The sequence below is a fragment of the Ramlibacter agri genome (assembly GCF_012927085.1).
In the GTDB taxonomy this organism is placed as follows: Bacteria; Pseudomonadota; Gammaproteobacteria; order Burkholderiales; family Burkholderiaceae_C; genus Ramlibacter; species Ramlibacter agri.
On record NZ_JABBFX010000001.1, the window covers coordinates 3,067,645 to 3,088,581 of the forward strand.

Below are 20,937 nucleotides of genomic sequence, written 5' to 3' on the forward strand. Positions count from 1 at the left end.
CCCGGCTCGACCTAACCGTGGGGTGCGCAGCAAGCTGCGCCCCCTACGAAAAACGAGCCCGAGTCTGCGGCGTCACTCGTGCCGGAAGAACAGCAGAACCCCCACCGCCACGATCACTCCCGACACCACCTCGTCGAAGAGGTCCTGCGGCAGCTTCTTCAACAGCTTCTGGCCGACGAACAGGCCCGCCACCACGCCGACCAGCGCGCCGGCCACCGGCACCCAGGCTGCGGCCTTGCCCTTGTGCTCGCGCTTCAGGAGGCCGGTGAAGCCCAGCAGGCCCGAGACGACGAGCAGCGCGGCGAACACGTGCGTGACGATCGAAGAGGAGACGCGCGACTGCAGCAGCGCGCCCGCCAGAGTGAACACCGCCGACATCACGGCAAAGGGCGTGAACACGCGCCAGTCGATCTTCTTGCGCAGCTGCGCCGTGCGGATCACCCCCGCCACGAAATGCCTAGCCGCAAGCCGTCGAGCCGTGGGGCTCCTAGGTTTTTCCGAAGGCCTGGAACACGATGCCCCGGAACCACTTGTTCGCCGGGTCGTTGTGCACGCTCTTGCTCCAGTGCAGGTAAGCCTCGAACACCGGCGAGCGGAAGGGCAGGTCCAGGCGGGCCAGCCGCTGGATCTCGGCGAAGACGTCGGCGATGGCGTCGGGCACGGTGGCGATGAGGTCGGTGCCGGCGATGATCTCCGGCAGGCTCATGAAGTGCGGTGTGGTCAGCGCCACGTCGCGATGGATGCCGCGCTTGAGCACGAAGCTTTCCAGCAGGCCCTGAGTGCGCGTCGGCGCTTCGACGACCACGTGGCGCGCCTCGCAGTATTTCTTCAGGCTGAAGTCGCGGATCAATTCGCGGTTGGCCGAACTGCAGATGCAGACGAAGCCGTGCTGGTCGATCTTGCGGCGCACGAACTCGCTGGATTGCAGGTCGGGGAAGTAGCCCAGGGCGAAATCGACCTGGCCTTCGGACAGCGCGCGCTGCAACTGCGGCTGCGGCGTGGCCACCGTGCGCAGGCGCACCTGCGGCGCCACGCGCAGGACGGCGTTCAGCACGCGCGGCATGTACATGGTCTCCGCCGTGTCCGAGAGGGCGATGCGGAACTCGCGCTCGTCGTGCGCCGGGTCGAAGCTGCCCTTGTTCAGGATGCGCTGCTCGATGCACTGGATCGCCTCGCGCATCGGCGCTGCCACCTCCTTGGCGCGGCTCGTGGGCTGCATGCCGGCCGCGGTGCTGACGAACAGCGCGTCGCCCAGGTCGCGGCGCAGCTTGGCCAGCGTGGTGCTCAGGCCGGACTGGCTCATGCCCAGCGCGCGCGCCGCCAGGTTGACGCTGCGCAGGTCGAACACCGCCACGAAGATCTTCATGGCCTGCAGGTTGAGGTTGGGAGCCGGCATCGTGATCCGAGATTCTATTGATCTGGATCAAAGATCCGGTTCGCTCCTATGCTGCTGGCAAACCCGGAAAGCCATCCATGCTCAGCCACGAGAAGAACGCCATCCTTACCCAGTCTGGACCCGACAGGCCGCTGGGCAAGTTCCTGCGCTCCTTCTGGACGCCCGCCATGACGGCCGCCGAAGTGCCCGCGGCCGACGAGCCGCCGGTGCGCCTGCAGCTGCTGAACGAGAACCTGGTCGTGTTCCGCGACAGCGAAGGCCGCGTCGGCGTACTGGAGGAACACTGCCCGCACCGCGGCGCCAGCCTGTTCTTCGGCCGCAACGAGGAAGGCGGCATCCGCTGCGTCTACCACGGCTGGAAATTCGACGTGACGGGCGCCTGCATGGAGATGCCGACCGAGCCGTCCACCAGCCGCATGCGGCACAACGTCAAGGCCAGGTCCTATCCGGCCCGCATCGCCGGCAAGCTGCTGTGGGTGTACATGGGGGAGGGCGCGGCGCCCGAGCTGCCTGCGTTCGAGTTCATCGGCCTGCCGGGGGAGAGCATCTACGCCTCGCGCTGGCACCAGGAGTGCAATTACGCGCAGGCGATGGAGGGCGAGCTCGATAGCGCGCACGTCGGCTTCCTGCACCGCATGGTGAGCAAGATCGACGCCGACCACCAGGCGCTGACCGGCAAGTACTTCCAGGAAGACACTGCGCCCTCGTGGAAGCTGCTGTCCACTGAGGCGGGCTTCATGGCCTGCAACGGCCGGCGCGTCGACGGCGACAAGCGCTACTGGCGCTTGAACCAGTTCCTGCTGCCCTTCTACACGATGATCCCGCCGCGCCCGGGCGACGCCCAGCTGGTGCGCATGTGGATCCCGATGACGGACGAACGCTGCTGGGTGATCTGCGTGACCTGGCGTCCAGAAGCGCCGCTGGGCGAGCAGGAGCTCGCGGCTTGGCGCAACGGCGAGAACTCGCATCGGCGCGTCATTCCCGGCACCACGACGCCGATGGAGCGCAAGGACAACGACTACCTGATCGACCGCCAGCTGCAGAAGACCGTGTCCTTCACCGGCATCCACGGCGTGCGCGCACAGGACGCGATGGTGACGGAAAGCGCCGGCCCGATCGCGGACCGCTCGCGCGAGCACCTCGGCTCCAGCGATACGGCGGTGGTTGCGATGCGCCGCACGATCATCGAGGCGGCGAGCGCCTGCGCCGCCAGCGGCCAGGCGCCGGCCGCGGTCGCCAAGCCCTGGCTCTACAACGTGCACGCGACCCAGGCCGTGCTGCCCGAAGGCATGGCGCCCGAAGCCGCCGACGAAATCATCCAGACCGCCCGCGCCCGGGCCCCGCAACAGGAAAACGCATGATGCAAGCCCAATCGTCCATGGATTCGCACCCGGTGCTGGTGCATCCGCGCGCCTACCGCCACATCGACGTGCAGCCGCTCACCGGCGTGCTCGGCGCCGAGATCTTCGGCGTCGACCTGCGCCAGTCGCTGGCGCCCGAAGTGTGGGACGAGATCCGCCAGGCCTTCGCCGACCACCAGGTCATCCTGTTTCCCGACCAGCCGGTCTCGCACGAGCAGCACCTGGCCTTCTCGCGCAACTTCGGCCAGGTGATCCGGCTGCCGCAGCTGCACAACGTGGACGGCTATCCCGAGGTGCAGATCATCCGCCGCCTCGCCAAGGACACCGGCCGCGTGGTCGGCGAGAACTGGCATGCGGACAGCACCTACCTGGACGAGCCTCCCGGCGCGGTGGTGATGCGCGCCGTCGATGTTCCCGCCTATGGCGGTGATACCGGCTTCATGAGCATGTATGCCGCCTACGAAGCGCTGTCGCCGGCCTACAAGGCCATGATCGCCCCGCTGAACATCGTGCACAGCGCGACCCGCATCTTCGGCTCGGCCTACCTGGCGCAGGGCCGCAAGTTCAATTCCTCGGGCGCGCGCAGCAACCTCGACGTGGAGCTGGGCGACCGCGAAGTGAGCCACCCGCTGGTGTGCACGCATGCGCTCAGCGGCCGCAAGTTCCTGTACGTCAACAAGACCTACTCGCAGCGCATCGAGGGCTTCACCCACGAGGAAAGCGCGCCCATCCTGGCGCACCTGTACGATCACTGCGCGCGCTTCGACCTGACCTGCCGCGCGCGCTGGCGCAAGGACCAGATCCTGATCTGGGACAACCGCTGCACCATGCACCGCGCCATCCCCGACTACACGGGGCAGGACCGCTTCATGACGCGCGTGACGATCGCGGGCCCGCGGCCGGCACGCTGAACCGACAACGAGGAGACAAGAATGCATTTCGCAAGACCCACTCGCCGCTGGCTTGGCAAGGGCCTGCTGGCCGGCCTGTTCGCCGCCTTCGCCGCCACCAGCGCGCTGGCGGAGTACCCGGACAAGCCGATCCAGCTGGTCGTGCCCTTTGCGGCGGGCGGCAGCCTGGACGTCACGGCCCGCATCATCGCGGACCGGCTGAAGGAAAAGGACCTGCTGGGGCAGCCGGTGATCATCAACAACCGGCCGGGCGCCGGCAGCGCCGTCGGTGCGCGCGCCGTCGCCAGCGCCGCGCCGGACGGCTACACGCTGTTCTTCACCTCCGGCTCCGCCTTCGGCTACCTGCACATGCTGGTGCCCAACCTGGACCTGAAGCTCGATGACTTCGTGTCGGTTGCCGCCGTCGCAGTGAACCCCTCGGTGATCGTCGCCACCAACAAGCTGCCGGTGAAGTCGCTGCAGGAACTGGCCAACTACCCGAAGCCCGGCGAAATCAGCTTCTGTTCGACCGGCGCGAACGGCCTCAACCACCTGCAGCTGGAGATGTTCAAGCGCGCGGTGAAGGCCAAGACCGGCCGCGAGTTCAACGTCACGCACGTGCCGTACAACGGCCTGGCGCCCGCGCTCACCGCCGTGCGCGAGGGCAGCATCCACGCCTGCGTGCTGCCTTACGCTTCGCTGGTCAAGCAGCTGAATGGCAAGGACCTGCGCGTGCTCGCCGTGCAGAGCCACCGCCGCCTGCCCTGGCTGCCCGACGTGCCGACGACGGGCCAGCAAGGCTTCCCCGAGCTGGATGGCAACGACGCCTTCGTCAACGTCCAGGCGCCGAAGGGCACGCCGCCGGCGGTGGTTGCGCGTCTCGAGCAGGCCCTCGAGAAGGCCATGCAGGACCCCACCGTGCGCAAGAAGCTCGAGGAGCTCGAAGTGCAGGTGGCCTGGATGAACAGCCGCGAGACCCAGAAGTGGCTGCAGGAAGACGTGCGCCGGCTGGGCACCGTCATCCGCGAGGCCGGGCTCGAGGCGAAATAAGGGGCTGGGCGCCCCGCGCGCTCAGACCTTGTATTCCAGCATCAGGTGCGTGGTCGCCGTGCCGCCCTTTTCGTGGCGCGGCACGAAGGCGACCCGCGCCCCGATCTGGTCGGTCACCATGTACTTCAAGCTCGGCACGGCCAGTGGCAGCAGGTTCTCGGACTTGTAGCCGGTGATGCCGCCGACGGTGAGGCTCACCGAAGTCCGGGCCATCAGGTCTCCCTGGACCGTGAGGCCGCCGTAGAAGGATTGGCGGTACTCCGAGTTGCGGTACGTGCCCACGGTCCAACCATCCTTCGTCACGACGTAGACGCCGGGATTGAGGTTGTTGAAGCCGGGATTGCTGTGATAAGAGGCCAGGTGCAGGCCTACGGCGGCCACGCAGCAGAGCAAGGTGGACATGACGGTTTCCCCAACGAGTTGATTTCCGCGGCGGCCTGGGCCGCCGTTCCCCGTCTTTGCGGGGACCTCGTCATTCCATCACCTAACGGTTGAGCTGCCGTCGTGTCCATGCCTAAGGGTCTGTAATAAAAAACTGGTAATTTGTTTGCAAATGTCCTATGGCATTTCAGCGTGTGAAATTTTTACCGCTTCTTGAGCAAGTGCCCTAAGCCAAAGGTAGGGGAATTGGGAGATCCCTCCCCAATCCGGCTGACCTTCTCAAGATCCCCGCGCAGGGCCATCATTTGGTTACATGCACTGCAAGGCCTGCCAGCGGGAGCTCCGGGATGACGCGGCGTTCTGCGATCGCTGCGGTGCCCCTGTGCTGCCCGCCGCCGGCGCGGCGCCGGCGGAGGCCGAAAGGCGCTGGGTCACGGTCATGTTCTGCGACCTGGTCGGCTCGGTGGCCCTGTCCGAGCGCCTGGAACCCGAGGACCTGCGGGCGCTGCTGGGGCACTACCAGCGCGCCTGCAAGGCCGCCGTGGAACTGCATGGCGGCTCCATCGCCCGCTACGTCGGCGACGGCCTGCTGATCTGCTTCGGCCACCCGCGCGCGCACGAAGACGCGCCGCTGCGCGCCGTGCGCGCCGCCCTGGACATCGTCGCCGCCGTGCGCAAACTCAAGGTGCCGCTGGCAGGACACGGCGAGATCGACCTGCAGGTGCGCGTGGGCATCGAGACCGGCTCGGTCCTGATCGGCCACATCGACCGCGCCGCGGCGGTCGAACGCGATGCCGTTGTGGGCACGGTTCCCAACATGGCGGCGCGCTTGCAGTCGCTGGCGGCGCCGAATCGCATCGTGGTCGGCGAGGCCACCTACCACCGCATCCGCGACTCGGTGCAATGCCGCAGCGCCGGCCAGGTGACGCTGAAAGGCATCGCGCGGCCGGTCGCGGTGTACACGGTGGATGCGGACGGCGCCGAGGGCGACCCCTTCCTGCGCCGCGCCGAACGCTTGTTCTCGCCGCTGGTGGAGCGCGACGCCCAGCGCGAGACACTGCGCAGCGCCTGGCAGCGCGCCAAGGGCTCGGTGCCCGGCGTGCTGGCCATCGCCGGCGAGGCGGGCGTCGGCAAGTCGCGCCTGGTGCGCGCCTTTGTCGATGAACTGCAGGGCGACAACTTCAACCACGTCGCCTACCGCTGCGCCGCGCAGCACCAGGGCAGCCCGCTGCATCCCGCGGCCGCCCAACTGCAGGCCGCCTTCGGCCTCGACGCCCCGGCGGAGAACGCCCAGCGGCTGGCGCGGCTGAAGGACGGCGTCGCCCGCCTCGGCCTGCCGGCGCACGCGGTCGCGCCGCTGGCCATGCTGGCGGGCGTGGACGCGGGCACCGGCCCCACCGCGCCCACCGAACTGCGGCGCGAGACCCTCGAGACGCTGGCTGCGCTGGTTGCGGCCCATGCCAGGCTGGCGCCGACGCTGATGGTGGTGGAGGACCTGCACTGGTGCGACCCGTCGACCCTGGAGTTCCTGCAGTCGCTGGTCGAGCGCGCGCTGCCGCCGCGCCTGCTGCTGGTCGTCACGCACCGGCCCGACTTCGTGCCGCCCTGGGGCGAGGCCGAGGGCCGCGCGACGCTGTCGCTGCAGCGCCTGAGCGCCGCGGCCAGCCGCAACCTGGTGCGCAGCCTGCTCGCCGGCCGCGAAGTGCCCGCCGCGCTGGTGGAGAAGATCGTCGAGCGAGCCGAGGGCAACCCGCTGTTCCTGGAGGAGTTCACCAGCCTGCTGGCCGACGCCGGCAACGAGCAGGAAGCCGCCGCGGTGACGATCCCCGACTCGCTGCAGGAATCGCTGGCCACGCGCCTGGACCGCATCGGCGCGGCCAAGCGCATCGCGCAGGTGGCCGCGGCGTATGGCCGCGCGTTTTCGCTGGCGCACCTGGCGGCGCTGCCGGATTTCCGCGGCCTGGACATCGCGGGCGAGCTGGACGAACTGGCACGCAAGGGCCTGCTTGCTCCCGGCGCGGGATTGCAGGACGAGTACGAGTTCTCGCATGCGCTGATCCGCGACGCGGCCTACCAGTCGATGGTGCGCGAGGACCGCAAGGCGGTGCACCTGCGCATCGCCGAGAGCTTCGAAGCGCATTTCCCGGAGATCGTGGCGAGCCGGCCCGAGCTGGTCGCGCAGCACTTCAGCGAAGGCGAACGGCGCGAGCGCGCCATCGGCTACTGGTACCGCGCCGGCGCGCGCGCCATGGAGCGGCTGGCCAACGTCGAATCCATCGAGCACCTGCGGCGCGGCCTGGCGCAGGTCGACGCTCTCGATCCCGCCTTGCGGCCGATGCAGGAGCTGGGCTTCCTCACCGCGCTGATGCCGGCGCTGTGCGCCACCCGCGGCTACGCCAACGCGGAGGTGCAGCAGACCTTCTCGCGCGCCTTCGACCTGTGCACGCACATCGGGCCGACGGCGGAACTGGCGACGGTGCTGTACGGCCTGTGGTCCTACTACCTGGTGCGCGCCGACCTCGCGCGGTCGCGCCAGCTCGCCACCGAAATGCAGCGCATCGCCGGCGCCGACGTGCTGCGGCAGATGGAGGGCGAACTGGCCGCCGGCCTGACCTCGTTCTACGAAGGCCGGCTGCAGGAAGCCGCCGGCAACTTCGAGGCCATCCTGGCGCTGTGGCGGCCGGACGGCCCGCAGTTCTTCACCGCCGGCGAGGACGTGCGGGCCAGCACCAAGTCCTGGCTCGCCATCGTCTACTGGCACCAGGGCGAGGTCGACCGCGCGCGCGACGTCGCGCAGGAGTCGCTGTATCGCGCCCGCCAGGTCGGCCAGCCGATCAGCCTGGCTTTCGCGCTGTACTTCAACGTGTTCCTGGCGCATTTCTGCCGCGACCTGCGCACCGTGAAAACGCTGGGCCGCGAATGCCTGGCGCTGTGCACGGAGAAGCACCTGTTCTGGGGCGCGCTGTGCGTGCTGCAACTGGGCTGGGGTGAGGTCGCCGCGGCCGGCGCGGACCGCGAAGGCATGGCCGCCGGCATCCGCCACATGCACGAAGGCCTGGGCGGCTACCGAGGAGCGGGCGCGCGGCTGACGCAGACCTACTACCTCGCCACGATCGCGGAGGCACAGTTGAAGGCCGGGGCGCTGGAAGACTGCGAGCGCAGCCTGGGCGAGGGCTTCGCCGCGGCGGAGGAAAGCGGCGAGCAGCTTTCGCGCTCCGAGCTGCTGCGCCTGCGCGCCGACCTCGCGCTGGCCCTGGGCGCGGATGCCGATGCCGTGGCGACCTTGTACGCATCGGCGCTGGGCCACGCGCGTTCCACCGGTGCGCGCAGCCTCGAGCTGCGGGCCGCGCTGGGCTGGGCGCGCGTGCTGAAGGCGCGCGAGCGCGACGACGAACTGCCGCCGCTGCTGGAGCCGCTGCTCGCTTCGATCAAGTGCATGGCGCCGACGGCGGAGATCGCCGAGGCGCGCGGCCTGCTGCAGGCGGTGAGCGCATGAGCCCGCCGGGCCGCCCCAAGGGCGAATACCGCAGTGCGCAGCACGGAGGTTGCCCACTGAACGAGCCGGTTCGCATCCTGGGCGCCGGCCTGTCGGGGCTGGCTTGCGGCATCGCGCTCGCCCGCGCCGGACGCGAGGTCGTCATCCACGAACTGCGCGAGGACAGCGGCGCCCGCTTCGCCGACGATTTCCAGGGCATCGAGAACTGGACCAGCGACGTCGATTTTTTCGACGAGATGCGGCAGTGGGGCATCGCCACGGACGGCTTCGATGCGACCGAGCTGCGCGAGATCAGCGTGATCGGCGCGGACGACAGCGTGGCGCGGTTTGCCAGCCGGCGCGTGGCCTGCCGCGTTGTGCGCCGCGGCACGCTGCCTGGCTGCCTCGACCAGGGGCTCAAGGCCGATGCGCTGCGGCAAGGCGTGGAGATCCGCTACGGCTCGCGCGTGGAGCCGGACAGCTGCGACGTCATCGCCACCGGCCCGCGCGGCACCTCCGGCATCGTGCGCGCGGAGCTGTTCGAGACCGAACATCCCGACCAGGTCACCTTGCAGTTGAACCAGGCCTTGGCGCCGGGTACCTACACCTACCTCGTGATCGTCCAAGGCGTCGGCATGATCGCCACCGTGCTGCTGCGGCGCGAGCACGAGGTCGACGCCTACCTCGACGCCACGATCGCGGCCTACCAGCGCCACTATCCGGCCCTGCAGCGGCGCAACCCGCATCGCATCACCGGCGCCGGTTGCTTCGCGCTGGCCGGCCACTACAAGGAGGCGGCGCGCTGCTATGTCGGCGAGGCCGCCGGACTGCAGGACTGCTTCTGGGGTTTCGGCATCCGCTATGCCATCACCTCGGGCTGGCTGGCCGCGCAGGAGATCCTCACCGGCGCCAGCTACGAGCAGGCGGTGCGGCGCCGCCTGCGGCCGCTGCAGGTGGCGTCGCTCGCGAACCGGCTGGCGATCGACAGCGCCGGCGCCAGCGGGCTGGCGCTGCTGCTGAAGGCCTGGCAATGGGACCAGCGCCGCTGCGGTGACGGCCTGCGTTTCCTGTCCCGCATCTACCGGCCCACGGCGCTGCATCGCGCGGTGTACGGGTGCTTCGCCACGCGCCTGCTGGCGCCGCCGTCCGAGCGGGACGCGGCGCGCGGGCTGCGCTACCTGCGCTTCCGTGACCACAAACCGGGTTGAACCGGAGGAGACGACGCCATGACGATCCAGGCCTTGCAGTCGCAGCTGCTGCAGCAGTCCCAGCTGCGCTCCATCTCCATTGCCGCGGACGGCAAGCTGTCGGTCGCGCCCCTGGCGACGTCCTCGTTCCATTCGCTGGAAGTCAGCGCCCATCCCGCGGTGCTGGGAGGCAGTTCGGACTGCCAGCCCTTCCAGGCCACGACGCGCCAGGTGGAGATCCCCTGCGCGGCGGAACAGGTGGCGACGCTGATCGACCCGGTGCGCTGGGGCGACTTCTCGGAGATCCAGACCAGCAACTGCGTGAAGAGCGTGACGCGGCCCGACGGCGGCTGGCAGGGCACCATCGAGGAGCGGCTGGCCTGGAAGCTGTTCGACAAGACGATCGTTTACCAGAACCTGCTGAACATCGACTTCGCCATAGCCGCCGGCGCGTCGGTGGACTTCACGCTGAAGCAATGCCTGGCGGGCGGCCTGAACATGGACTCCGGCTACCTGCGCCTCGTGGAGCTGTCGCCGAACTCCTGCGCGCTGGTGTGCCAGAAGCAATTGAGCTACGCGCCGCCCAGCGACTGGTGCCTGCTGCCAACCTTCGTGCTGGATGGCATCCTGGACGTTTGGCTCAACGCCATCACGGCGAGCTACGCGCACCGCATGCTGGCGGCCACGCAATCACGCTAGCGGTTTTGCCAGGAAGCCCCAGCCGGCGATGCCTTCGCCGAGCTGGCGGCCGGCGATGACGTTCGCGGCCTGCAGGCCGGACATCGTGGTCGCCTCGATGCAGCCGATGTTGAAGCTGTTGCGCACCCAGTCGCCAGTGGGTACGAGGTTGTCGAAGCCGCAGTCGTTGGGCCACAGGCGGTATTGCGAGCTGCCGGCGAAGGTGGCGACGTAGCGGTCCGAGGGATTGGCGACGCCGATGAAGAATTGCGCATCGAGTCGCGCTTCACCCGTGCCCGGTTCGGGCCGCGGGTCGACCAGCCGGTTCCAGTCGAAGGCGCCGGCGGCGTCGAGCGAAGCGGGCCAGACCACCTTGGCTTGCGTGCGCAGGAACTGGAGCGCCAGCGCGCGGGCACGGTCCGCCCCGGGCTGGCCTTCCGTGCCCTGCGCGTCGTCCAGCGGGCTGCAGAAATAGGCGATGCTCGCCGGCGCGGCGGAGCCAGCGGGCCAGGACTCGCGCGGCAGCACCTGCGTCATGTCGGCATAGGAGTCCAGCGGCTGGCCGTCGTAGTCGAAGCCGACGAAGATGGCCGGCTGGTGGAGCGGCGCCGCCGCATCCGGCACGAGCTGCTGCAAGGTGCGGTCCATCCACAGCTGCGCGCCGAAGGTGGCGACGGTGCCGACCTTGGCCGCCAGGTTCTTCCAACGCTCGTTGGCGTCCACCAGCTGCTGGCCCACTTGCGGCAACGCGCCGAGGCTGATGCCCAGCAGCACCTGGTCGAACTGGTCGCGCTCCAGCACCACGGTTTCGGCCTGCGGCGAAGGCGCATAGGACTCCAGCGTGTTGCCGCTGTCTGCAAGCGCGGCGCGCAGGGCTGCGCCGCCTTCGAGCTGCTCGTAGTCCGGCGCGGCTGGCCAGCAGGGCAGGGTGAGGTTCTCGCTGTCGACGACATCCACGAGCGGCCGGTAAGGCGAGCCGTCCTTGGTGCGCGCCTGGCGTTCGAGCCGGATCCGCGCGATGGTGTTGCCTTCTTCCTCCTCGAGCGCGAGCACGCGGTGGAAGAACTCGAACTTCACGCCGCGCCTGGCCAGCACCTCGTACAGGGGCGCGAACACGATGTCGCCCATGCCGGCCTGCATCTTGTACAGGAAGTCGCCGTTGTAGGTGAGCGCGAGCCGCACGGTGGTGAGCAGCATCGTGCCTGCCTCCAGGCTCGGCTTGCCCATGTCGCCCGCCTGGTAGGCGAACAGCGCGTCGTACAGCCAGCGGACCAGCGAGGACCCTGCCATCGCACCGTTGTCCGCCATCGCATGTGCGGCCAGCCACTGCCGATAGTCCTGGCCGTTGATGCTCTCGTAGCCCTGGCGCAGCACGCCGCAGGCGTGGATGCCGTTCAGGTTCGCATAGAGGTAGTTGCCCAGGATCCAGGTCTTGCGGACCTGGCGCTCCAGCGGCGAGCGCGGTTGCTGGATCGCTTCGTGGAACACCGACCAGCCGAACTCCAGCGCCAGGCGCGACGCCGTGACGATGCCGGCGAGCAATTGCTCGAAGACGTCGACCGCGCCCTGCAGCGCGGGCGCCTGCCCCGGGCCGGCCTGCAGCGCATGGAGCTGCGCGGCGGCGATGCGCGGCGCGCCGGCCAGGTGCTGCATCAGGTCCTGGTGCAGGCCCAGCTTCTGCTGCAGTTGCGCCGTCGCCGCGGAGTCGGCCGGCGCGGCCTTGGAAGTGGCGAACAGGTCTTCCCAGGCTTCGTGGAACCAGGACGCCACGGTCTCCAGGTAAGCCCCGAGGCTTTGCGTGGTGCCGTCCAGCGTGGGGTCGCCGGGGCGCGGCGCCGGCTTCCATTGCCACGGGTCCCAGCTGCCATCGGGCATCTGCTCCGCCAGCACCACGTTGTTCATGCCCTTGAAGGCGTCCTGCCAGGTGGCGAGCAGGCTGCCGGGCGGGCGGCCGAGTTCCTCGTAGCAGGCCTTCATGAGCCGGAAGGCGTTGGTGTAGAAGCCGAAGAACACGTGCACACCGTGCTCCTCGATGCGGTGGTGGTCCTCCGGCGCCATCCCGCGCCCGCTGGCACCCTTGCCGCCCAGGCGCCAGCCGAGCTGGTAGACGGTGATGTCGTAGCGGCTTTGCCAACCTGCGTCCTGCGTCAGCGCGAAGACGGCCGCCATGGAGCCCATGCCGCCCCCGAGGACGGCCAGCTTGCGGGGTGGAGTTGTGCTTGCCATCGGGCCAGAATCGAACATGGCCTGGAGGCTGTCAAGGAGGAATGCGGTGAAGGCGATCACGAGCGCGCTGGTCCTCGCGGCCTGCGCATCCACCGCCGCCTGGGCGGACGTGCCGCCGATGCAGGTGCCGCTGGCGCCGGCGCCGGGCAACGGCGGCAGCCTGGGCCGCGCCACGCTGTTCGCCGCGCCCGAAGGCACGCGCATCGAGCTGTTCTTCACCAGCGCGGGCTTGCAGCCGACCGCGCCGCTGCACGTGTACACCTATCTGTACGAAGGCCGCTGCGGCGCGTTGCCGGCGGCCCCGGCCTATGCGCTGACGCAGCAGGTGCTGGTGCGCACGCCGCAGGGCAACCTGGCGGCCAGCCGCCGCGGCGCGTTCACGCTGTCGCAGCTGGCGCCGCTGCCGCTGGATGAACTGGCGGGTGGGCGCTTTGCGCTGGCTTTGCGGGCGTCGCCGGCGGATGGCGGCGGGCTTCTGTATTGCGGCGAGATTGCCTGAGCTGGTTGCGCGCCAGCGCACCCCAGCACCTCGCCCAGTCCGACAAGAAGCCTCGCCGCCGGGCCGCAAAGTGGTGCGCCATGACCAAGCATCCCCTGTCCTTCCTCGCTGGCTTCCTCGCTGGCGCCGTGGCGCTGCACTACCTCGTCCGGGCGCAGGCCGTCCAGGCCACGCCGAGGCTGCGTGCAATGGCGCGCCGCCCGCCCGACCCCGACCTGCAGCTGCGGGACCGCATCCGCTCGCGGCTGGGCCGCGCCGTCGCCAACCCGAAGGCCGTGCAGGTCGAAGTGCACGACAGCCACGTGATGCTGCGCGGCCATGTGCTGAAGAACGAAGTCGATGCGCTGCTCGGCGAAGTGCAGCGGGCCGCGGGCAGCAACCAGGTGCATGCCGACCTGCGGGCGCACGACCAACCGGAGGACATTCCGGCCGAAGCCGGCCGGGGCGATGCGTCGCACGGCGGCGCGACGACGTGGCATTAGGCCTTCAGGCCGGTTCCAGGTCCGAATGCAGGATGCGGGAGATGTCCTCCTGCGTTTCCTCCAGCTGCACCAGCGTGGCCTGCCGCGCACCGAGCGCGTCGCGGCTCAGCAGCGCGGTGAGGATGGCCTTGTGCCGGGGCAGCGAGAGCGCGTGCGTGTTGGGCAGCTTGCTGGTGAGCTTGATCGATTCCCGCAGCGCGAGCGACAGCATGTTGCCGATGTAGGCCAGCAGGTCGTTGCCCGTTGCTTCCGCGATGCGGCGGTGGAAGGCCAGGTCGGGCTCCAGCAGTTCCTCCGGCGTGCGCGCCGTCTCCATGCCGGTGTAAGCCTCGGCAATGCCTTGCAGCTGTTCCTCGGTGGCGGCGCGGGCGGCCAGCGCCGCGGCGGCCGGCTCGAAGATGCGGCGCACGGTCATCAGCGAATCGACGAAGTCGTCGGTCTGCTTGGACTGGATCAGCCAGTACAGCACGTCCGGGTCCAGGAGGTGCCAGTCGCTGCGCGGGCGCACGATGACACCGGCGCGCTGGCGCGACACGACCAGGCCCTTGGCCACCAGCACGCGCGTCGCTTCGCGCAGCACGGAACGGCTGACGTTGAACTGGGCCAGCAGCACGGGTTCGCCGGGCAGGCGGCTGCCGGGCGGGAACTCGCCGGCCACGATGCGCATGCCCAGGTCGCGCACGATCTGGGGGTGCATGCTCTTGCGCTCCGGCGGGCTCCGGTAACTGGAGTCGCGGTGCGAAGGTTTGACTTCCATGCGCATGAATATAGCCCGCGCAGGCCTAGCGCTTGCTCTTGTTGGCCACGTCGATGAACACCGCGGCCAGCAGCACCAGCCCCTTGATGACCTGCTGGTAGTCGATGCCGATGCCCAGGATCGACATGCCGTTGTTCATCACGCCCATGATGAAGGCGCCGACCACCGCGCCCAGCACCTTGCCGACGCCGCCCGAGGCCGAGGCGCCGCCGATGAAGCAGGCGGCGATCACGTCCAGCTCGAAGCCCAGGCCTGCCTTCGGCGTCGCGGTGTTCAGCCGCGCCGCGAAGATCAGCCCCGCCAGAGCCGCCAGCACGCCCATGTTGACGAAGGTCAGGAAGGCCAGCCGCTCGGTCTTGATGCCCGACAGCCGCGCCGCCTTCTCGTTGCCGCCCAGCGCGTAGATGCGCCGGCCGACCGTGGTGCGCAGCGCGACGAAGTCGTAGACGACGATCAGCACCGCCATCACCAGCAGCACGTTGGGCAGGCCCTTGTACGCCGACAGCAGCGCGGTCAGCAGCACGATCAGCGCCACGAACAGCAGGTTCTTGCCCAGGAAGAACGGCAGCGGCTCGACGTCCATGCCGTGCTTCGCGGCCTGGCCGCGTTCGCGGAACTTGAAGAACAGCATCGCGCCGGCCGCCACCACACCCAGCAGGATGGACGACAGCCGATAGGACTCGCCCTTGAAAGGGTCCGGCAGGAAGCCCGTGGACAGCAGCTGGAACTCGGACGGGAAGGGCCCGACCGATTGCCCCTGCAGCACCAGCAGCGCGAGGCCCTTGAACACCAGCAGGCCGGCCAGCGTGACGATGAAGGACGGGATGCGCATATAGGCGACGAACCAGCCCTGCGCGCCGCCGATCACGGCGCCGGTGGCCAGGCAGATCAGCGTGGCCGGCACGATGGGCATGTTCTTCTCGACCATCAGCACTGCCGCCAGCGCGCCGATGAAGCCGCAGACGGAGCCGACCGAGAGATCGATAGAGCCGCCCACGATGACCAGCAACATGCCCAGCGCCATGATGACGATGTAGCTGTTCTGCAGCACCAGGTTGGTCAGGTTCAGCGGCTGCATCAGCGTGCCGCCGGTCATGTACTGGAAGAAGGCCATGATGGCCACCAGCGACAGCAGCATGCCGTATTCGCGCAAGTGGGCCTTCAGGAAGGCCCAGGCGCGCTGGCCACTCGATTCGGCCGGCTTGGCGCCCGGCTCGGCGACGTGGGAGCTCATTGCAGCACTCCGGATGTATTCACGATGACCCGCATGATTCCCTCCTGGCTCGCTTCCATCCGGCCGAACTCGGCGACGAAGCGGCCCTCGTTCATCACGTAGATGCGGTCGCACATGCCCAGCAGCTCGGGCATCTCGGAAGAAATCATGACGATGCACTTGCCCTCGGCGGCCATCTGGGCCATCAGGCTGTAGATTTCGAACTTGGCGCCGACGTCGATGCCCCGCGTGGGCTCGTCGAGGATCAGCACCTCCGGCTGCGTGAACAGCCACTTGCCCAGCACCACCTTCTGCTGGTTGCCGCCGGACAGCTGTCCCACGGGCTGCGACACGCCGGCGCAGCGGATGCGCAGCTGCTTGCGGTAGCCCTCGGCCACGCCGAACTCGCGGCCTTCGTCGACGATGCCGCGCTTCGACACCGCGCGCAGGTTCGCGAGCGACACGTTGCGGGCGATGGCGTCGTCCAGCAGCAGGCCGTAGCCCTTGCGGTCCTCGGTGACGTAAGCGATGCCCTGGCGCACGGCGGCTTCCACCGAGGAGACGTCGATCTCCTGGCCGTGCAGCAGCACCTTGCCGCTGATCTTCTGGCCGTAGGAACGGCCGAAGACGCTCATGGCCAGCTCGGTGCGGCCGGCGCCCATCAGGCCGGCGATGCCGACGATCTCGCCGCGCTTCGCCTGCAGGTTGACGCCCTTCACCATCCGGCGTTCGGCGTACAGCGGATGGTGCACCGTCCAGTCGCGCAGCTCGAACACCGTCTCGCCGATCTGCGGCTCGCGCCGCGGATAGCGGTCGGCCATCTCGCGGCCCACCATGTTGCGGATGATGATGTCCTGGCTGACGGCCTGCGTGCGGCAGTCCAGCGTCTGTACCGTGCTGCCATCGCGCAGCACCGTGATGGCGTCGGCCACCCGCTCCACTTCGTTCAGCTTGTGCGAGATGAGGATGCAGGCGATGCCTTGCGCCTTCAGTTCCAGCAGCAGGTCCAGCAAGGCCTCGCTGTCGGTTTCGTTGAGGCTCGCGGTCGGCTCGTCCAGGATCAGCAGCTTCACCTGCTTGGACAGCGCCTTGGCGATTTCCACCAGCTGCTGCTTGCCGACGCCGATGTCGTCCACCAAGGTGGCGGGCGATTCGTGCAGGCCCACTTTCGCCAGCAGCTCGCGGGTGCGCACGTAGGCGGCGTGGCGGTCCACCACGCCGCGCTTCGACGGTTCGTTGCCGAGGAAGATGTTCTCGGCGATGGAGAGCAGGGGCACCAGGGCCAGCTCCTGGTGGATGATGATGATGCCGAGGTGCTCGCTGGCGGCGATGTCGCGGAAGTGCCGCGCTTCGCCGCCGAAGTGGATCTCGCCTTCGTAGCTGCCGTGCGGGTAGACCCCGCTCAGCACCTTCATCAGCGTGGACTTGCCGGCGCCGTTTTCGCCCACCACGGCGTGAATCTCGCCGGCCTGCACCGACAGATTCACGTCCTTGAGGGCGATGACTCCGGGGAACGCCTTGGTGATCCCCCGCATCTCCAGGAGAGTGCTCACTTGACCTGCGCTTCCTTGTAGTAGCCGCTGTCGATCAGCACCTTCTTCCAGTTGCTGGAGTCGACGGCCACGGGCTTCAGCAGGTAGGACGGCACGACCTTCACGCCGTTGTTGTAGGTCTTGGTGTCGTTGATCTGCGGCTGCTTGCCGGCCAGCACGGCGTCCACCATGTCGGCGGCGACCTTGGCCAGTTCACGCGTGTCCTTGAACACGGTGCTGTACTGCTCGCCGCGCAGGATGGACTTGACCGAAGGCACTTCGGCGTCCTGGCCGCTCACGATGGGGCAGGGCTGTTGCGGGGTGCAGTAGCCGACGCCCTTCAGCGAGGACAGGATGCCGATCGACAGGCCGTCATACGGGGACAGCACGGCGTGCACCTTGTCCTTGCCGTAGAAGGCGGACAGCAGGTTGTCCATGCGGGACTGGGCCACGGCGCCGTCCCAGCGCAGCGTGCCGACCTTGTCCATGCCCATCTGCTTGCTGCGCACCACCAGCTGGCCCTTGTCGATGAAGGGCTTCAGCACGGACATGGCGCCGTCGTAGAAGAAGAAGGCGTTGTTGTCGTCGGGCGAGCCGCCGAACAGCTCGATGTTGAACGGGCCCTTGCCCTGCTTCAGCCCCAGCTTGTCGACGATGGAGGTGGCCTGCAGCACGCCGACCTGGAAGTTGTCGAAGGTGGCGTAGTAGTCGACGTTCTTGCTGCCGCGGATCAGGCGGTCATAGGCGATGACCTTGACGCCCTTGTCGGCCGCGTTCTGCAGCGCCTTGGACAGCGTGGTGCCGTCGATGGCGGCGATCACCAGCACCTTGGCGCCCTTGGTGATCATGTTCTCCACCTGGGCCAGCTGGTTGGGGATGTCGTCGTCGGCGTATTGCAGGTCGGTCTGGTAGCCGCGCGACTGCAGCACCTTGACCATGTTGTTGCCGTCGTCGATCCAGCGCGCCGAGGACTTGGTGGGCATCGAGATGCCGACCATGCCCTTGCCCTGGGCGAAGGCGCCGGGCGCGAGGCCCAGCAGCGCGGCTCCGACCGCGAGGGCGCCGAGGAAGCTTCGTGTAGTGAGTTTCATGCTTGTCTCCTTGAGGGGCGTTGCGTGGTTAATGGGAATGCCTGGGAACGCCGGCGCCCCGGCGTCCCACGAGAAAATCGAAGTCGCAGCCTTCGTCGGCCTGCAGCACGTGTTCGACGTACAGCTTGCGGTAGCCCGAGCCGTCCTCCGGCACCGGCTGCTGCGAAGCGGCCCAGGTGGCCAGGCGATCCTTCAGCTCGGCGTCGGGGATGTCCAGGTGCAGGCGGCCGCCATCGGCGTCCAGCTCGATCCAGTCGCCTTCGCGCACCACGGCCAGCGGGCCGCCGGCGCGCGCCTCGGGAGCGACGTGCAGCACCACGGTCCCGTAGGCGGTGCCGCTCATGCGCGCATCGGAGATGCGGACCATGTCGGTGATGCCCTGTTCCAGCAGCTTCGGCGGCAGGCCCATGTTGCCCACCTCCGCCATGCCGGGGTAGCCGCGCGGGCCGCAGTTCTTCAGCACCAGCACGGAGTCGGCGGTGACGTCGAGGTCCGGATCGCCGATGCGGGCCTTGTAGTCCTCGAGGTTCTCGAAGACGACGGCGCGGCCGCGGTGCTTCAGCAGGCTGGCGGTGGCAGCCGAAGGCTTGATCACCGCGCCGTTGGGCGCCAGGTTGCCGCGCAGGATGCGCATGCTGCCGTCCGGCACCAGCGGCTGCTCCCAGTCGCGGATCACCTCCGGGTTGTACGAAGGGGCGTCCTTCACGTTCTCCCACAGCGACTTGCCGTTGGCGGTGATCGCGTCCGGGTGCGGCAGGCGGCCCGCTTCGCCCAGGCGGCGCAGCACGGCCGGCAGGCCGCCGGCGTAGTAGAAGTCTTCCATCAGGAAGCGGCCGGAAGGCATCAGGTCCACCAGCGTCGGCGTGCCCCGGCCGACCGTGGTCCAGTCGTCCAGCGCCAGGTCCACGCCGATGCGGCCGGCGATGGCCTTCAGGTGGATCACCGCGTTGGTGGAGCCGCCGATGGCGGCATTGGTGCGGATGGCGTTCTCGAAGGCGGCGCGCGTCAGCAGCTGGGACAGGCGCAGGTCCTCCTTCACCATCTCCACGATGCGCATGCCGCTCATGTGGGCCAGCACGTAGCGGCGCGAATCCACCGCGGGGATCGCCGCGTTGTGCGGCAGGGTGACGCCCAGCGCCTCGGCCATGCAGGCCATGGTGGAGGCCGTGCCCATGGTGTTGCAGGTGCCGGCCGAACGCGACATGCCGGCTTCGGCCGCCATGAATTCGTGCAAGGTGATGTGGCCGGCCTTCACCTGCTCCGACAGCTGCCACACCGCGGTGCCGGAACCGATGTCGCGGCCCTGGTGCTTGCCATTGAGCATGGGGCCGCCGCTCACCGCGATGCCCGGCACGTCGCAGCTGGCCGCGCCCATGAGGAGCGCCGGCGTGGTCTTGTCGCAGCCCACCAGCAGCACGACACCGTCGATCGGGTTGCCGCGGATGGCTTCCTCGACGTCGATGCTGGCCAGGTTGCGCGTGAACATGGCCGTGGGGCGCAGGTTCGACTCGCCGTTGGAAAAGACGGGGAACTCCACCGGGTAGCCACCGGCTTCGAAGACACCGCGCTTCACGTGCTCCGCCAGCTTGCGGAAATGGGCATTGCAGGGCGTGAGTTCGGACCAGGTGTTGCAGATGCCGATGATCGGCTTGCCCTGGAATTCGTGGTCCGGGATGCCCTGGTTGCGCATCCAGCTGCGGTACATGAAGCCGTTCTTGTCCGTGGTGCCGAACCATTCGGCGGAGCGGAGTTTGGGGGGCGGCTTGGACATGCCGGCGAATATAGTCAGACGAATTCAATCGTCCTCCCGGGGAAACCCTGAGGGAATTTCCGTAATGCGGCCAATTAGTCTGACTACATAATCCGCAACCGTTCCAATCCGGAGACCCTGCCATGAGCGAATTCGCGCGCTATCCCAGCCTTGTCGACCGCACGGTGCTCGTGACCGGCGGCGCTACCGGCATCGGCGCGAGCCTGGTGCAGGAGTTCGCCGCGCAGGGCGCGAAGGTCGGTTTCGTCGACCTGCAGCGCGAAGCCGGCGAGAAGCTGGCGCGCGAGCTGGCCGGCAGCCGCCACGCGCCCTTGTTCCTGCAGACCGACCTGACCGACACCCGCGCACTCGAGGCGGCCATCGGCACCGTGCGCGAACGCTTCGGCCCGATCCGCGCGCTGTTGAACAACGCGGCCAACGACCAGCGCCACAAGATCGAGGAGGTCACGCCCGAATCCTGGGATGCGGCCATCGCCGTGAACCTGAAGCACCAGTTCTTCGCGGCGCGCGCGGTGTCCGGCGACATGAAGCAGGCCGGCGGCGGCTCCATCGTCAACTTCGGCTCGGTCAGCTGGAAGCTGAAGCAGGGCGGCATGCCGGTCTACACCACCTCGAAGGCGGCGGTGCAGGGCCTCACGCGCAGCCTGGCGCGCGACTTCGGGCCCTTCAACATCCGCGTCAACACGCTGGTGCCGGGCTGGGTGATGACCGAGAAGCAGGTGCGCCTGTGGCTCACCGACGAGGGCCGGGCCGAGATCAAGCGCGGCCAGTGCATCGACGCGCCGCTGCTGCCGGAACACATCGCCCGCATGGCGCTGTTCCTGGCCGCCGACGACAGCGGCATGTGCACGGCACAGGACTTCATCGTCGACGGGGGCTGGGTGTGAGCGCCGCACGGCCGCCCGAAGGCGCTCGAGCCGGAGTGCGAAGCCCGGAGGCTCTCCTGAT

Annotated in this window: 18 protein-coding genes; 9 read left to right on the top strand and 9 right to left on the bottom strand. The window is 68.7% G+C overall.

Annotated elements, in window-relative coordinates; translation table 11 throughout:
- Positions 1–72: 72 nt before the first annotated feature.
- Positions 73–450 (bottom strand): TSUP family transporter, encoded by a 378-nt coding sequence (locus HHL11_RS14985; protein ID WP_169419149.1) that lies wholly within the window; start codon positions 448–450, stop codon positions 73–75.
- Between the two features lie 37 nt (positions 451–487).
- Positions 488–1,396: a LysR family transcriptional regulator gene (locus HHL11_RS14990; protein ID WP_169419150.1), complete on the bottom strand. Its 909-nt coding sequence runs from the start codon at positions 1,394–1,396 to the stop codon at positions 488–490.
- A gap of 77 nt (positions 1,397–1,473) precedes the next feature.
- Here HHL11_RS14990 and HHL11_RS14995 point away from each other — a divergent pair, with 77 nt between their 5' ends.
- Genes HHL11_RS14995 through HHL11_RS15005 form a run of 3 tightly spaced genes read left to right on the top strand, consistent with a single transcriptional unit; the run spans position 1,474 to position 4,697 of the window.
- Entirely contained in the window at positions 1,474–2,757 is a 1,284-nt protein-coding gene (locus HHL11_RS14995) for a Rieske 2Fe-2S domain-containing protein (RefSeq protein ID WP_169419151.1), read from the top strand.
- Positions 2,754–3,668 (top strand): TauD/TfdA dioxygenase family protein, encoded by a 915-nt coding sequence (locus HHL11_RS15000; protein WP_169419152.1) that lies wholly within the window; start codon positions 2,754–2,756, stop codon positions 3,666–3,668. The genes HHL11_RS14995 and HHL11_RS15000 overlap by 4 nt, the downstream gene beginning before the upstream one ends.
- Positions 3,669–3,689: 21 nt before the next feature.
- Complete coding sequence (locus HHL11_RS15005) at positions 3,690–4,697, top strand: Bug family tripartite tricarboxylate transporter substrate binding protein (RefSeq protein WP_169419153.1); 1,008 nt, start codon at positions 3,690–3,692, stop codon at positions 4,695–4,697.
- Between the two features lie 21 nt (positions 4,698–4,718).
- Here the strand turns inward: HHL11_RS15005 and HHL11_RS15010 are convergent, their stop codons facing one another.
- The gene (locus tag HHL11_RS15010) at positions 4,719–5,099 is read right to left on the bottom strand and encodes a hypothetical protein (RefSeq protein ID WP_169419154.1); all 381 of its coding nucleotides are present in this window, start codon (positions 5,097–5,099) and stop codon (positions 4,719–4,721) included.
- A gap of 361 nt (positions 5,100–5,460) precedes the next feature.
- Between HHL11_RS15010 and HHL11_RS15015 the strand changes: the two genes are divergently transcribed.
- The 3 genes from HHL11_RS15015 to HHL11_RS15025 are packed head-to-tail and all read left to right on the top strand — an operon-like array spanning position 5,461 to position 10,439.
- Positions 5,461–8,574 (top strand): AAA family ATPase, encoded by a 3,114-nt coding sequence (locus tag HHL11_RS15015; protein ID WP_169419155.1) that lies wholly within the window; start codon positions 5,461–5,463, stop codon positions 8,572–8,574.
- Positions 8,571–9,761 carry an NAD(P)/FAD-dependent oxidoreductase gene (locus tag HHL11_RS15020; RefSeq protein ID WP_169419156.1) on the top strand — a complete coding sequence of 397 codons (1,191 nt, stop codon included), beginning with the start codon at positions 8,571–8,573 and terminating at the stop codon, positions 9,759–9,761. Before HHL11_RS15015 ends, HHL11_RS15020 begins: the two co-directional genes overlap by 4 nt.
- Positions 9,762–9,779: 18 nt before the next feature.
- The gene (locus tag HHL11_RS15025) at positions 9,780–10,439 is read left to right on the top strand and encodes a hypothetical protein (RefSeq protein WP_169419157.1); all 660 of its coding nucleotides are present in this window, start codon (positions 9,780–9,782) and stop codon (positions 10,437–10,439) included.
- Here the strand turns inward: HHL11_RS15025 and HHL11_RS15030 are convergent.
- A complete protein-coding gene (locus HHL11_RS15030) occupies positions 10,431–12,644 on the bottom strand; it encodes an NAD(P)-binding protein (RefSeq protein ID WP_169419158.1) in 2,214 nt (737 codons plus the stop codon). The genes HHL11_RS15025 and HHL11_RS15030 overlap by 9 nt on opposite strands.
- A gap of 46 nt (positions 12,645–12,690) precedes the next feature.
- Here HHL11_RS15030 and HHL11_RS15035 point away from each other — a divergent pair, with 46 nt between their 5' ends.
- Both HHL11_RS15035 and HHL11_RS15040 read left to right on the top strand, forming a co-directional pair.
- Complete coding sequence (locus tag HHL11_RS15035) at positions 12,691–13,143, top strand: hypothetical protein (protein WP_169419159.1); 453 nt, start codon at positions 12,691–12,693, stop codon at positions 13,141–13,143.
- Between the two features lie 80 nt (positions 13,144–13,223).
- Positions 13,224–13,625 carry a hypothetical protein gene (locus tag HHL11_RS15040; protein ID WP_169419160.1) on the top strand — a complete coding sequence of 134 codons (402 nt, stop codon included), beginning with the start codon at positions 13,224–13,226 and terminating at the stop codon, positions 13,623–13,625.
- A 4-nt stretch (positions 13,626–13,629) separates the two neighbouring features.
- Here HHL11_RS15040 and HHL11_RS15045 read toward each other — a convergent pair whose 3' ends face one another.
- The 5 genes from HHL11_RS15045 to HHL11_RS15065 are packed head-to-tail and all read right to left on the bottom strand — an operon-like array spanning position 13,630 to position 19,989.
- Entirely contained in the window at positions 13,630–14,382 is a 753-nt protein-coding gene (locus HHL11_RS15045) for a FadR/GntR family transcriptional regulator (RefSeq protein ID WP_169419161.1), read from the bottom strand.
- Positions 14,383–14,407: 25 nt separating this feature from the next.
- The gene (gene mmsB, locus HHL11_RS15050; protein ID WP_169419162.1) at positions 14,408–15,616 is read right to left on the bottom strand and encodes a multiple monosaccharide ABC transporter permease; all 1,209 of its coding nucleotides are present in this window, start codon (positions 15,614–15,616) and stop codon (positions 14,408–14,410) included.
- Positions 15,613–17,148 carry a multiple monosaccharide ABC transporter ATP-binding protein gene (gene mmsA, locus HHL11_RS15055; protein WP_169419163.1) on the bottom strand — a complete coding sequence of 512 codons (1,536 nt, stop codon included), beginning with the start codon at positions 17,146–17,148 and terminating at the stop codon, positions 15,613–15,615. The genes mmsB and mmsA overlap by 4 nt, the downstream gene beginning before the upstream one ends.
- On the bottom strand, positions 17,145–18,218 hold the full coding sequence (chvE, locus tag HHL11_RS15060; RefSeq protein ID WP_169419164.1) for a multiple monosaccharide ABC transporter substrate-binding protein: 1,074 nt from the start codon (positions 18,216–18,218) through the stop codon (positions 17,145–17,147). The genes mmsA and chvE overlap by 4 nt, the downstream gene beginning before the upstream one ends.
- Before the next feature lie 28 nt (positions 18,219–18,246).
- Positions 18,247–19,989, bottom strand: a complete 1,743-nt coding sequence (locus HHL11_RS15065; protein ID WP_169419165.1) for an IlvD/Edd family dehydratase — start codon at positions 19,987–19,989, stop codon at positions 18,247–18,249.
- Between the two features lie 122 nt (positions 19,990–20,111).
- Here HHL11_RS15065 and HHL11_RS15070 point away from each other — a divergent pair, with 122 nt between their 5' ends.
- Positions 20,112–20,876 (top strand): SDR family NAD(P)-dependent oxidoreductase, encoded by a 765-nt coding sequence (locus HHL11_RS15070; protein ID WP_169419166.1) that lies wholly within the window; start codon positions 20,112–20,114, stop codon positions 20,874–20,876.
- Positions 20,877–20,937: the final 61 nt, after the last annotated feature.